Annotated in this window: 7 protein-coding genes and 4 pseudogenes; 5 read left to right on the forward strand and 6 right to left on the reverse strand. The window is 58.4% G+C overall.

From position 1 onward, the window contains the following. Positions 1-357: 357 nt before the first annotated feature. Positions 358-567, forward strand: coding sequence for a hypothetical protein (locus tag BRAD3257_RS32480; RefSeq protein WP_122405259.1), 210 nt, complete (start codon positions 358-360; stop codon positions 565-567). Further along, a complete protein-coding gene (locus BRAD3257_RS32485; protein ID WP_122405260.1) occupies positions 564-3,020 on the forward strand; it encodes an AAA family ATPase in 2,457 nt (818 codons plus the stop codon). The genes BRAD3257_RS32480 and BRAD3257_RS32485 overlap by 4 nt, the downstream gene beginning before the upstream one ends. A gap of 1,094 nt (positions 3,021-4,114) precedes the next feature. On the opposite strand, the gene BRAD3257_RS32495 is transcribed toward BRAD3257_RS32485, so the two are convergent. Together BRAD3257_RS32495 and BRAD3257_RS32505 are read right to left on the reverse strand one after the other, a co-directional pair. Then, on the reverse strand, positions 4,115-4,528 hold the full coding sequence (locus tag BRAD3257_RS32495; protein WP_160118894.1) for a hypothetical protein: 414 nt from the start codon (positions 4,526-4,528) through the stop codon (positions 4,115-4,117). A gap of 207 nt (positions 4,529-4,735) precedes the next feature. Further along, a pseudogene (locus tag BRAD3257_RS32505) lies at positions 4,736-5,391 on the reverse strand (IS110 family RNA-guided transposase); the annotation flags it as partial. Positions 5,392-5,462: 71 nt separating this feature from the next. Here BRAD3257_RS32505 and BRAD3257_RS32510 point away from each other — a divergent pair. After that, positions 5,463-6,222 (forward strand): annotated as a pseudogene (locus BRAD3257_RS32510) (IS5 family transposase). A 10-nt stretch (positions 6,223-6,232) separates the two neighbouring features. Here BRAD3257_RS32510 and BRAD3257_RS32515 read toward each other — a convergent pair. After that, positions 6,233-6,619, reverse strand: a pseudogene (locus BRAD3257_RS32515) (IS110 family transposase); the annotation flags it as partial. 89 nt (positions 6,620-6,708) lie between these two features. Further along, positions 6,709-7,857 (reverse strand): annotated as a pseudogene (locus BRAD3257_RS32520) (IS3 family transposase). 586 nt (positions 7,858-8,443) lie between these two features. Here BRAD3257_RS32520 and BRAD3257_RS32525 point away from each other — a divergent pair. After that, positions 8,444-9,472 (forward strand): phosphotriesterase family protein, encoded by a 1,029-nt coding sequence (locus BRAD3257_RS32525; RefSeq protein WP_122405264.1) that lies wholly within the window; start codon positions 8,444-8,446, stop codon positions 9,470-9,472. 338 nt (positions 9,473-9,810) lie between these two features. Here BRAD3257_RS32525 and BRAD3257_RS42375 read toward each other — a convergent pair whose 3' ends face one another. Beyond that, positions 9,811-10,053, reverse strand: a complete 243-nt coding sequence (locus tag BRAD3257_RS42375) for an integrase core domain-containing protein (RefSeq protein WP_122405265.1) — start codon at positions 10,051-10,053, stop codon at positions 9,811-9,813. A 1,018-nt stretch (positions 10,054-11,071) separates the two neighbouring features. Here BRAD3257_RS42375 and BRAD3257_RS32535 point away from each other — a divergent pair. Then, a complete protein-coding gene (locus tag BRAD3257_RS32535; RefSeq protein WP_122405266.1) occupies positions 11,072-12,283 on the forward strand; it encodes a pyridoxal phosphate-dependent decarboxylase family protein in 1,212 nt (403 codons plus the stop codon). 391 nt (positions 12,284-12,674) lie between these two features. Here the strand turns inward: BRAD3257_RS32535 and BRAD3257_RS32540 are convergent, their stop codons facing one another. Continuing rightward, positions 12,675-13,775 carry an IS4 family transposase gene (locus tag BRAD3257_RS32540; protein WP_122405267.1) on the reverse strand — a complete coding sequence of 367 codons (1,101 nt, stop codon included), beginning with the start codon at positions 13,773-13,775 and terminating at the stop codon, positions 12,675-12,677. Positions 13,776-13,873 lie beyond the last annotated feature (98 nt).

The following is a 13,873-nucleotide window of genomic DNA, read 5'->3' on the forward strand; positions in this document are numbered from 1 at the left end:
CGAAATGAATCGCTATAATTTAGGCGACGAAGTTGGAGATATGTACGCTCTGTACAGAACTTCTGGTTTCAACAGCAGCCTCTAACCGAAATTTGGTCGCGCTTTACTTGCGTGATATGATACTGAGACCACGACTTATGGTCTCAAAGCTGTCATCTGTGCGGGTCGGAGCTAGGGACGGAAGTTGCGAGCGGACTTGTGAAGGCTCAAAAGAATTGACGACAAAACATCATCAAGCCACTTAGCAAGTGCTCGCGAGGCAACGAGCTACGATCGTCGATGACGGGTGCATCGCGAACAGCCGGCGAGTTATGGCGAGCAAAATCATCGCGCTGAGCGCGCAGCGGGGTAAACAGCTTGGACACCAGGGAAGATAAGATCGAGGCGGCTGAGCCGCCCGCGAAAGTTAAATCCGTCGCCGCCACCATTCTTGGCGAGTTCTTCGATGTTCTGGAGAAGGAGGAAGGACTCGGGGAAGTGACGTCGGGGCTCCGCAAGGTCGTACTTGAAGAGGGCATGCTCCACGAACCCGCCATACGAGCCGCACTGTTTCCGGATGCGCCATGATCCGGATCGACACGATACATGTTAAGGAATTTCGCGGCATCCGTAACCTGACCCTCGAGTTCAAGGGCCAGAACTTCGCTGCATGCGGACCGAATGGGACCGGCAAGAGCGGCATCGTCGACGCGATCGAGTTCGCTCTGACCGGCAACATCTCCCGCCTGGCCGGCGCCGGGACCGGAGGCCTTTCTGTCAAAGCGCACGGCCCGCACGTCGACAGTCGCAACAAGCCAGGGGCCGCGTCGGTAACAATCGACGTCACGCTTCCCGGGCTCGGCAACAAGAAGGCCCGGATTCGGCGATCCGTGAAATCGGCGAGCGCGCCGGAAATCACGCCTGCCGACAAGGATGTTATCGCGGCGTTCGAGAGCGTCAATCTCCACCCCGAATTCGTGCTCTCACGCCGCGAACTGATCCGCTATGTCCTCTCCGAACCAGGGCAGCGAGCGAAGGAGGTTCAGTCACTTCTGCGTCTCGACGACGTCGAGAAGCTCCGCGCCGTCCTGCAGAAGATCGCCAACAACGCTGCCAAAGACCTTGCTGGCCTCGAACGAGCAGAGAACGACGCAGTCACGAATCTTCTTGCAGCGCTCGACACCGCCCAGCTCACCAGGAAGTCGGTCCTCGATGCGGTCAATCCACATCGTGCACTTCTTGGGCTGGCCCCTCTGCCGGAGCTCGACGCCAACACGTCGCTGAAGGATGGGCTGACCGCGATCGCCGCCAGTGGGGCGAGCCGTGTGCCTAAGACACAAGCCGCTGCCGACCTTGCCACGCTGAAGGAAGCAGTCCAGGCGCTCCAGGCCGACACGTTCAAACAGGCCTGCTCAACCGCCAGTTTCAACGCGGCCGAACTCGGCAAGGATGCAGACAGCCTCACCGGCCTGTCGCGCGAAGCGCTTCTAAAGTCGGCGCTGGACCTCTACGATGGAACGGCTTGCCCGGTCTGCGACACGCCATTCGAGCCCACTGTCTTCAAGGGTCATCTCGCCGCAAGGCTCGCCCACCTCGACGATGTGAGCAAGCGACGGGCCGCCCTCGAAGCGGAGCTGAAGCCGATCCTTGACCGTCTTCATGCCGCCGGCACCGCGCTGAACATCATGATCGACTATGCGAGCCTGTTATCGCCTAGGATCGACGCCTCCGAGCTGACGAAATTCAGGACCGTTCTACGTGGCCGATACGAGCAGCTTCAGAAGCTTTTGCCGCTCGAAGACACGCGCGCGATTCTCGCGGCCGTCCACATCGTCCCGGATCTGGAGCCGACGATGATCGCTTTCGATGCAACCATCGGGGCGATTCCGGAGCCGACCCGGCAGGATACCGCGCGCGACTTCCTTGTGCTGGCGCAGGAGCGGCTTGAACACTATCGGACGGCGCGTTTGAAACTGGCGGCCGGCAAGCTTCGCGCCGAGCGCGCCACAAAGGTGTCTAGCACCTATGGGACGGTGACTACCGCTGCGCTCGAAAGGATCTACAAGGAGGTTGAGGCGGCCTTCGCGAGTTATTACCGAAAAATCAACGAGGACGACGAAAGCTCCTTCACGGCGAAGCTCATGCCCTCGATCGGCAAGCTCGGCTTCGACGTAGACTTCTATGGGCGCGGGCATTTCCCTCCGGGCGCATATCATAGCGAGGGCCATCAAGATGGCATGGGCCTCTGCCTCTACCTTGCCCTCATGAACCATCTGCTCGGGATGAATTTTACCTTCGCAGTCCTCGATGACGTGTTGATGTCTGTCGACGCTGGCCACCGACGTCAGGTGTGCGCTCTCCTGAAAGACAGATTCCCCAACACCCAGTTCATCTTCACGACGCATGATGAGATCTGGCTGCGGCATATGAAATCGGAAGGCCTCATCAGAAGCCGCAACTTTGCGCACTTCCGCACCTGGACGGTTGATTTCGGTCCGACCGAATGGGACGATCGCGATGTCTGGGCCGAACTGGAAGTTTATGTCGCGAAGAACGACGTGCGGGGCGCCGCTGCGCTGCTGCGCCACTACCTTGAGCATTTCGCCAAAGAAGCATGCGATCGCCTGCGCGCCAGTGTGGAATTCCGTGGCGATGCCCAGTTCATGCTCGGCGAACTTCTTCCGAGGGCGACCAGCACGCTCGGCGACTTGCTCAAGAAAGCAAAAGTAGCCGCCCACTCCTGGAATCAGAAAGACGTCGTCGAGCGCATCACCGCGATCGAAACCGCGTTCGGCCAAGCCAAGACCAAGACTGGCTATGAGAACTGGCAGATTAACACCGCCGTGCATTTCAATGAATGGGCCGACCTGAAGAACCAGGACTTTGCTCCGGTTGTGGAGGCATTCCGGACGTTTACCGGCGCATTCGCCTGCGAGACCTGCAACGAAATGTTATTCGTTGTTCCCGACCGAGGAAAAAAGGAAGCGCTGCGATGCGGATGCGGAGCGTTCAACTTCAATCTCCTGCAAAAAGGTAGCTAGGTGGAGTTGCAAAAACCTGCAATCTTTTCAGCGCCACAAGCCTTCAGCACGACACAATGCCGAGTGCCGATCCGCGCTTCGCGCCCAACGGCACAAATCCACCACCAGAGCGAACTCAGATCTGACAACACTCTAGTGCAAGTGGAGTCGGCCAAAATGCCGGGCGTTGACCGCCTCGCATGGCAACGAGCGATTCTCGTCCTGAGCGGGCCACCGCCGTTGCATCGCCTTTGCTATAAAAAAAACGTTTTGGCATCAGGCGGGATGACCAGCTTCAGAAGGACCATATGGACCTTACGGAAATCACGTCTTTGCGTCGGTCGAAGCCCTCCAGTATGGCTTCCCCCAGCTAGGCGGGAACGGCCGTGAGGACCGGTGGCAGCCTCATGTTGCTGGTCATTCTGTTTCGTATGGAAGGTCATCACGTGAACGTTGCTGCCGTTGATCGGCAGACGATTTCGCAAACCCGAAGGAAACGCTGTCAGTCTTACTTCTGCGGAACCATAAACATAATTCGAGCCTCTTCACCGGATTCCTGCAACAGATGAGATTCGACAATGGACCCGCGTCCGCGTGCGGCAAATCGTTCTGCAAAGAGGCCGAGGATCAACGAGGGGCCATCATAGTTTGTTCGCATGATCTGTCGAGCCATCAAGGTCAATTTGGGCGCGCGGTTACTTACCAAGGAGGTCGACCGAAATGACGACATCGGGTAGATCCGGAAATGCATCGCGAAGGCTACAAATGACCTGATGTCGAGTACGTCAAATTGGTGGATCGTGACCTGGCTACCGTGCGAGTCGGTAGCCTCACGCTGTAGTTCAGGCAGCGAGCGTCCTGTGACGCGCACTATCCAGCGTCTCCGGGCAAAGGCAAGCGCAGCTGGCCCTCGAAACGTTCGACGTGGCGCCCAGGATGAGAACAGCGTTTGCGCGATTTGGTGCCATCGAAACTTAGCTGCATCAAATGGCGATGATAACTATCGCAATCATAGATGCGACAGCTATTGCGCTAGGACGGTCCCTTAATGCCCAGACGACTGGGTCGTCGTCCATCAGACGCCGGTGCGCCATCATGAGTGCCCGGCCTATCCACTAGAGAAGAATTGGACAGATAAGCCATAGTGCCATCGGGTGTCGATATAATATCTGTACATCGGGAGACGTAACATAGAATGCAAAGATTGTGACAGCATTCAAGCCAGCTGCAGCAGCCAGAGCCGCAACGACATCAAGATCGCCGATCCTATAGTCGCGGCCTGAACGATCCGAGAGGCCGCGGTCGAGCCTCGTCGCCAGTTCAACGTAGCGCTTGATTAGCGCGAGCGACGTGAAAATGAACATGGAGAAACTGAAAAGCCACTCCGAAACCTGTATTTGAGCTGCGAGGCCACCTGCGAAAATGCGGGTCGTGTAGAGCATTGCGAGTGACCTTGCCCCCATATGTGGAACGGCCCGCGTGGCAAGAGCTTTTTCAGTCGATTTCACACATTGGAACGGTGCGGTCATATGTCCGGCCTTTGCGCGCGGCACATGGCCGCTGGCCTCGATGAGATCCGCGGAACGAGGAGCTAAATCAAGTTTACGCGTTTGAGCGCATTGGGGGCAGTAGCTTCACTCGTTTCGGGATGTCGTCCCATGGGTTCATCGGCTGTTGTTGCACCTTGCCCTCTGCCGGCCTGCGCCGGTCAGATCCTTTGGCGGTCACTGCGTCCATCAGACGGCGGCCGCGGCAGTCAGCGGGTCGGGACGTCGGTACGTCCCGCCCTTGTTCAGAAGCGCCCAGATGATCCGCGCCGTCTTGTTGGCCTGCGCGACCGCGGCAACCTTGGAGGGCCGTCTGGCGAGAAGCGCCTTCAGCCACGGCCGCGCCCGAGCGTCGTTTCGGACAACCCGCAAGACGGCAGTCGCCCCGACAACGAGCAGAGAGCGGAGTTCCGGATTTCCCATCTTCGATATTCCTCCCAGTCGCTCTTTGCTCCGCTTGAATGAGGCCGCGGCGTCAATCCCAGCCAGGCGGCAAAGTGGCGAGCCGACTTGACCCCCCCGGGATCCAGCACGAGCGCCTTGATGGTCGCCGCCGTGATGGCGCCGACGCCAGGTATCGTGGTCAACCGACGCATGTCCTCGTCGTGCTTGGTCTCCACAACAATCGCGCGCTCGAGCCTCTCGATTTGGTCGGCTGAAGCTTCAATCTCGTCGGCAATAGCCCTCAGCGCGAAGCGCGCTGCTGCGGGCAGGCGAGCATCTGACTCATCCCGTACGATTGCGACCTGCGCCTCAACCTTTGCCAGGCCAGCGGTGGCGATGATGCCCAATTCGGCCAGATGCGCGCGCAACGCGTTGACCGCCTGCGTTCGCTGCCGCACTAGGGTCTGTACTCAATAGGGATTCCCGCTGAGGCGGAGTTGTGATTCAAGACCTCCGAGTCGAAGGGGGCTTGATGGGGCAAAAGCTATATTGGCTGAGTGAGGCGGAGTGGAAGCGGATTGAACCGCTGTTGCCACGTGGGCGGCGCGGCGCCCATCGCGTGGATGACCGACGCGTGATCAGCGGGATCCTCCACATGCTGCGATCGGGCGCACGCTGGCGAGACTGCCCGGCAGATTACGGCCCCTACACGACCATCTATAACCGCTTCAATCGCTGGAGCCGCCAAGGCGTGTGGGGCAATATTTTCTACGCCTTGACTGGCTCAACCGGCCGGGTCGGGACAATGTCCATCGACGCGACCCACATCAAAGCCCACCGCTCGGCGGCGGGCGCAAAAGGGGGACTTCCAGCAGGCGGTCGGCCGCTCGCGAGGCGGACGCACCACCAAAATCCACGCGCTGACCGAGGATTATGGACGTCCGATCGCCTTCGTGATCACGCCTGGCAACTGCCATGACCTCACGGCGGCGCGCGATCTGCTGCCTGCCGTCTCACCTGCTCGACGATTGCTTGCTGACAGGGCCTATGACGCCAATAGCCTGCGTGAGTGGTTGGCCGAGCGCGGAACAAAGGCAGTAATTCCGCCCAATCCAACTCGCAAGCATCCGCACCGGTACGACGTGAAGGCCTACAAAGGACGCAATCTCATCGAACGCATGTTTTGCCGCCTCAAGGACTTCAGGCGGATTGCGACCCGCTACGACAAGCGAGCCGACAACTTCCTCTCGGCCATCCTCTTGGTCGCCGCCGTTACTTGGTGGATCAATTGAGTCCGGACCCTAGAAGGGCGCGGGTCTTCAGCACCATCGCGGCAGCCTGTTGCTCGGCCGTCTTGATCGGGACGAAGCGCATGGTCTTGCGGGTCACCGCTTCGCTGATGGCCTCTGCGTCCGCCGCATCCGTTTTGCCTCGCTTTACGAAGGGTTTGACATAAGCCGGCGGAATGAGCCGCACCTCATGACCGAGAGCTGCGATCTCGCGCGCCCAATAGTGGGCGCTACCGCAGGCTTCCATCCCCACCAGGCATGGTGGCAGTTTCTCGAAGAAGCGCAGAACCTCGCTGCGCCGCAATTTCCTGTTGAACATGGGCGAGCCCTCCGCATCCGCGCCGTGAACCTGGAAAACGTGCTTGGCCAAATCTAACCCGATGGTGCTAACCTGTTTCACGGAACGGTCCCTCCTTTGTGGCGTTCGAACAACGACCACGTTCTAGCACTTTGATGCTGTTGGAGCGGGCCGTTCCACCACATCAAGTTTTATCCAGTCCTGTGTTCGCCCCGGCTGTTGGATTTGCTCGGTTGTGCGGTGGTAGCGACGGGAGCCGGCGCGGAGCCCTCGGCATTGCGCAGCGCAGATCCCAGCACCGATGGCAGATCGAGGCGAACTCGGACGGCGTCTTCCATCCGAGCCGCGAGTGTGGTCATGCATCGTTTTAATCGGCACGCCAGCATCCGAGTGCGATGCGGGCCTGGGCCAGCGACGTGAACAGCGTCTCGTTCAACAGTTCATCCCGCAGCCGGCCGTTGAAGCTATGGAAGAAGGCATTCTGCATGGGCTTGTCCGGCGCGATGTGGTGCAGGCTACGCCGCTCTGATCGGCCCATGTCAGGATGGCGTTGCTGGCGAGCTCGCTGCCGTTCTCGCCGACCACCATCTTCGGCCTGCCGCGTTCCATCACCTCGGTCCAGCTCCCGCGCCACGCGGGTGCCAGAGAGCCAGGTCTCGGCTACCAGCGCTAGGCACTCGCGGGTGCAATCATCGACGACGGTGAGGATACGGAAGCGGCGGCCATCGATGAGCTGATCCGACACGAAGTCCACGACCAGCGGTCGTTCGGCGTCATCGCCACCGTCATGGGCGATCGGGTCCCGATCGCCCGCTCGCGGCCGCCACGGCGGCGCACCGCAAGCCTCTCTTCCCGGTAGAGCCGTAAAAGCTTCTTGTGGTTCATCACATAGCCCTCCCGCTTGAGCAGCACGTGCAGGCGCCGATAGCCGAAACGACGGCGCTCCTGCGCGATCGCCCTTATGCGCTGGCGAAGGCCGGCTTCGTCCGCCCGGGTCGTTCGATATCACATGGTCATGCGGCAGTCGCTCATCCCGAAGGCGCCTCGGAGATGGGCGACAGCTTTCCGCTTGCTGCCGGCGTCATCATTTCTTTGCCAACACGTCATTCAAGGCCGCGTTGTTCAGCATGGCGTCCGCCAACACCAATTCAGCCGCGTGTTCACGTCGTCCAGCGTCTTGCCGCTTGGCCTCCGACACTTCCATTCCGTCGAACCTCCTTCCATTTGTACATGCTGGCGTCGCTGACGCCACGCTTGCGACAGATCGGCGACCGACAGGCCGGTCTCATGCTCATTCAAATTCTGATGATATGCTCTTCCGAAAAGCGGCTGCGGTTCATGCTCTGGTCCTTGTCGTGGGCCAGAACGAACTTCAAACTGGACTAAGCCCATGGGAGGAGATCAAGCTCGCTTCTGGCTGGCTTGTGGATTCGAGCACTCTATTAATCTCATCAAGATACAGAAAGACGCCTCGGACCTGCTCAGGTTCCGAGATTCGAAAAATGAGTCGCACTGCAGCCAACTCCGCATATACGCTCCGGAAATATTGCAACAACAAAAACGGGTAGTTGGCAGCCCTATCGAATGTCTGGCTTACGTAACTGAACAAAGTGTGGCGCAGTTGCCCTATGACGCCTCGACTTGACCCTCACGGAGTTGTTCGGAACGAATCTGCTTTTGTTGTGCTCGCGCTTGTCGAGACGGCCGTATAGTAGGATCCAGACTCAACGAAGTACTCCGGTGAACGAACCTTTACCAATTGTTGAAGAACTACTTGGTGTCGTGCCTTCGTGCCAACGCTCGGTAACTTTGAAGCTTGTCTTTTGGGCACGATGTTATGGCGACTCCTCGCCGTGACCACTCCTTACCTGGTGCGGTTCCCTCCACATTGCAGACGATGTACAAAAGCCTGAGGAGAAGCAGCGCATGATGGTGCAGACAGTAACAGGGCCGATCCCAGTCGAAAGCCTCGGACGCACACTAATGCACGAGCATCTGTTCATCGCCTTTCCGGGCTCATGGTTCGATCCACTGGCAAGATTCGACCGAGCGGAACTGATCGAAGAGGCTGTTCGGCGGCTGGTGACACTTCGCGCAGAATGCGGTGTGCGCACCTTTGTCGACCCGTGTCCTATCGAACTTGGCCGCGACGCCACGATGATCAAGGAGATTTCAGAAAAGTCGGGCATGCAGATCATCTGTACGACCGGATTTTACTACGAGAAGATGGGACTGCCGATCTACTGGCGCCGCCGCACCGTCGATGAAATCGCCGATCTCTACATCCGCGAGATCACCCATGGAATTGGGCACACTGGCGTAAAGGCCGGCGCCTTCAAGGTCTCCACGGGCGCGCCCGTGGCCACCGAGGAGGAGAAGAAGTTCCTCGCTGCTGCCTGCATCGCACATAAGGCGACGGGCATGCCGATTATTACCCACACCACAGAAGGCTGCGCCGGGCCGGAACAGCAGCAATTGTTTGAAATTGGCGGCGTCCCCGCACATCGCTGTTTGATCGGCCATTGTTGCACCAATCCAGATGTCGCCTATCATCGTCGCATAGTCGAAGGCGGCTCGTACATCGGCTTCGATCAAATCGGGATGGAGAATGTCCAGCGGGACGACGTTCGCGCCAACAATGTGGCGCAGCTCGTGCGCGACGGCTTTTGTGCGCAGATCATAATGAGCATGGACCGTCTATGCGGCTATCTCGGCAAGCCGACGGCGCGCCAACCGACCCCCGAGGAGATGGCTAAGATCGAATACCTGAAGTCACGGGGGCTTTGGCAGTCGCATACGTACATCTTCACCGACTTCATCCCTATGCTGCGCGCCCGCGGCGTCAGCCAAACAGACATCGTCTCAATCTTGGAAGACAACCCTCGACGGTTCTTTGCCGGCGAAGTTGTGCCGGAAGAGGCAGCAAGAGCAAGTATGTCCCGGCAAGCGAGGTGACAATAGGATTTCGCCGGCCCAAGTAGTCATCGGGATACTGAGACGTCCGGCGGAAATGCCGCAGACCGGCGGCGAGAATGTCAATCGCAAGCGCATGAAGCGGGTGATGCGTCAGATAGGATTGCCGCGCTCGGATCGACCCGTGGACGACCAGGCCTGCACCGGGCCATAGGACTTATCCGAATCTGCTGCGCAACCTAAAATATCCTGCCCCAAAGTCTTATCCAGCCCTGAGCTGGTTCGGTAGCTGTAGCGGCAGGAGATGGGCGAAGCCCTCAGCATAGCACCCCGCCAGTTTCGGACGCGGATGAGGTGAAGGCAAACTCGGGCGGCGTCTTCTATCCAGCTTGCGAGTGTGGCTGTGCAGCGTTGTAATCGGCCCGCCAACATTTGAGGGAGCTGCGGGCCTGGCCCAGCGATGTGAACATCGTCTCGTTCAACAATTCCGCAGCCGACCGTTGATGGTAAAGTCGGCCGCGCTCCCTCGGAGCCGGCGATATATTGGTGATGAACGGAACCACCAACAGGAGCGTTCGGTATGAAGTCTCGACAATTTGGGTTGGATATTTCCAAGCGCGCATTTCACATCCATCCAGTTTGATAGACAAGGTCGAGTGATTAATCGCCTACGGCAAGGCGAGATCATTTCGTTCTTCTCACACCTTGCCTGGTCGGCATAGACGCCCGCGCCACCGCTCACCACTGGGCGCAGAGAGATTTGGCAGTTTGGAGACAATGTAAGATGAATTCCGTCGGCCCGTGTCAGACTTCATGCGAAGAGGGACCAGGAATGACGCCGCTGACGCGGCTGCGATTTGCGAAGCGGTCAGCAGCCCAGTATACGGTTCATTACAATCGAGAGCGTCGAGAACCAAGGCTTCTTGCCGCTTCTTCGCGCAAGAGGCCTACTGGTCTGCCGGACGACCATGACGTCTTTGCGCCATCCGAGCCCACTTTGCTGAGTTCGCAGCCATTGTCGGGCAGGGCTGGCCGCCGCTTGAGCTCGCTTTGCGTCACTTCCGGAAGATCAGTTAGTGCAGATCTAAGGTCGAGGTGCTGAACAGCCAGGACCGCTGGCGAGACGGGGCTGTGAATCGCCAACGGCTTACCATTGCGTATCACCATTGGGAGTGGATGTTCGAGTTGGACTGAGCGACTGCTACCATTCTCCAATACTTCGAGCTCCGTGTTCAGCCGTGTCAGGCTGTAGACGTCAATGTCCGCAACAACACGCTGAAGGCGCGCTGCTGTTCTGCCTTCGCGACCTTCGAAGCACGTATTTTGGTTTTTCTTCGAGCAAAGCTCGCTTGTTTTGATGGCACAGCAATTGCTGGAGTGTTGTGACGAATCGCCATGAAGATGGCCGACGTGCTCGCCAGCTCAGGAATTTAGATGAGACTTACTCAACCCATCAACATCAATCCCATAGCTGCGACAGCGAGACCCCGCTTTGCTGCGGGCATTGCCGGAGCAGCGTCGTCATTCTAGTCGCTAACGGTCAAGACTGCCAGATTCCCTTCGGCAAGTTCATCCGCCCTCGTCGCGGTACTCATTTGACTTACCGCACATTCCCTGAATTCCAAACATGGGTATGAAGTAATGGCCACGCTGCCCCAAATTGGGACGAACTGGAGCGAACTCAGAGATCGCTTGCGCAAGATGAAGCAAGAGGACTATGCGTGGAGGGCAGGACGGCTTCCAGTTTATATTTATCACTACACTGATGAACTCTTGCGGATCTCACAAGAGGCTTACATGGAGTTCTTCACCGAGAATGCACTCGGCCGTACGGCGTTTCCGAGCGTCGTAAAGCTCGAGACGGAAGTCATCGAGATGGGTATCGGACTCTTTGGCGGAGGTCACCGCGCTGGAGGAACATTCACCAGCGGCGGGACTGAAAGCATCTTTCTCGCAATTAAGACTGCCAGAGACTGGGCACGTAAGGAGAAAGGAATCGACCGTCCCAAGATCGTTATGCCCAATTCCGGTCACGCTGCTGCCGACAAGGCTGCCCACTACCTTGGGATGGAAGTCGTGCGCGTTCCTCTGCGATCCGACTTCCGAGCGGACATCAGCTTGCTCGAAGCCGCGATCGACGATCGTACGTGTATGATTTATGCCTCCGCACCTGGATATCCACATGGCGTTTTCGATCCCATTGAGGAGATTGGCGAACTCGCCAACAAGCGTGGCCTCTGGCTTCACGTCGATGCTTGTCTAGGAGGATTTCTGGCGCCCTTTGCGCGAGAACTCGGCTATCCTATCCCAGCATTCGACTTGTCGGTTCCCGGTACCTGCAGCTTATCCGCAGATATCCACAAGTACGGATTCGCCGCAAAGGGCGCGTCCTTGTTGATTTTATCGGATCGCGAACATCTGAAGTACCAGTGCTTCGAGTTCAGCAATTGGCAGCGCGGTACTTATGTAACTAATACCTTCCAGGGTAGTCGAGCGGCTGGCTCGATTGCGTCAGCATGGGCAGTCATGAATACACTTGGCCACGCCGGCTATCGCGAGATCGCACGTGTGATCATGGGAACCAGGGAGCGGCTTATCGCAGGGGTAGAACAGATCAATGGGCTTCGGGTGATCCGCCCCAGCGATCTCTGCATAGTATTGTACGAGTCGATGGATCCGAACGTCGATATCTATGCGGTCGCAGATCGCATGGGTGAGAATGAGTGGTACGTCGGCAAGTCGATCACGCCCAGGGCGGTTCACGTTGCGCTCAATCCTGTGATCGCCCGTGCGCTCGATGACTACTTGGCCGATCTAGCTGCGTGCGTCGAACACGTGCGCAGCACGAAATAAGCCCGAACAGTCACTCTCTAATTTGTTGGGAAGATCAACACTAACAGCGACCCGCCGCTTTCGGTGCCCGTCAGGCCTGTGTATTTCTCTCATGATCTGGACAAATCAATCGGAGATATTCCGAACCGAGAATCATCCGCCACGTGATCGTCTTGTACCGCAGGTCGTACACTATCGACGTCAATCTGCTCAAAATGGCTGCCCCCTGCCCCCCATAGGCGTTAAGGTAGCGCGAGCATCGATTGATACGGACGTTTTCGAGGAGGCTCGCGCAGGTGCCGCCCAAGCGCTCGCTTTCTGCGGCGGAAGCAACGGATGGTTGGTTGTGGAATGATCGCTTGTAGCAAGGATGCAACGAGTTGTTGCAAAACACGCCAAGCGCCAGGTGCCGTCAGGCGGCCTGCATCCAGCGGGGAGAGTCCTCGAAGTCGCGGGCAAGCGGCTCGAGCAGCAGGATGATCAAGAGGTGTGCCAGCAAGTAGGGCTTGGCGGAGCGCGGATCGGTTCCAGGTGGCGTCTTGAGACCAATCAGACTCTTCAGTCGCTTGAAGCCAAGTTCGATGCGCCATCGCAGTCGATAGAGCGTGAGTACATCCTTGGTGGAGAACTCGTCCCGTGCGAGCGACGTGACCAGAATGACCCAATCCGCGGCTTCCAGAGTTTCTTTGGAGATGACGCGGTTTTCGTCTTGTGCGTCGCGCCGGGCTTTACGACGCGAAGCCGCGACTGCACCGGCGGGCTTCTTGACTGCGACCAGGCGCATAGCCAGAGGCGCACCGTCCTTGCGTTTGATCCAAATCCTCCGATCGATCAGTCCGTGCGCCTTCGCCGCACGCAATTGGGCCATCAGATCGAACGGAAGGCCTTTGGCATCAAGCCAACGTGCGTTCTTCCAGCCCGCTCGGATCAAAACGTCTGCCCCGGCGTCGCGGACAGCGGCGATGCGGTCAGGTTGCAGATAAGCGCGGTCAGCAATGCGGATCTCGTTCTTGACCACCGGTATCCGGTCAAACGTTTCGCCCTCTTGCTGATCTGTCAGCTCGAAGTGACCAAAGCGCTCATATGGCAGATCGAATGCACTATGAACGCGCCAAAGCTCACTGTTCCTGCGCGCAGCCGGTCCTGCCTGAGGCACTGTCGTCGCATCGATAATGCGGATCAGGCGGCCTCGGCTCGCTTTCGGGGCTGCCGCAGCGAGCAAGCCCTCCACCAGCACTGCAAACCAATCGCCACATTGACGCAGGCGATAGAACAACGCCACGCTGCTGAGGTCGGCAAGGCCAACAGCGGCGGCCCACGCGGCTGTCGATCTCAACCCTCTTTCACCCAGACAATAGGCCAGCATCAGCCGAAGTAACGACACCGCATCTGGAATTTGGCGCCGCCGCACGAAAGCCTTCGTCTGGCGCGCACTTATTTCAAGCTGCGCAGCCCCGCCGAGCTGCGCAACCACTCTCGTCCAGTCCTCGTTCAGAAGCGATTCGTCTGCCATCCCGCCTTGGAATCACGTGTGATTCCAACACTCAAGAATAAACTTAACGCCTATGCTCTGCCCCCTGCCCCCTGCCCCCTGCCCGGATATGGACTCCA

The organism is Bradyrhizobium vignae (assembly GCF_900324035.1).
In the GTDB taxonomy this organism is placed as follows: domain Bacteria; phylum Pseudomonadota; class Alphaproteobacteria; order Rhizobiales; family Xanthobacteraceae; genus Bradyrhizobium; species Bradyrhizobium vignae.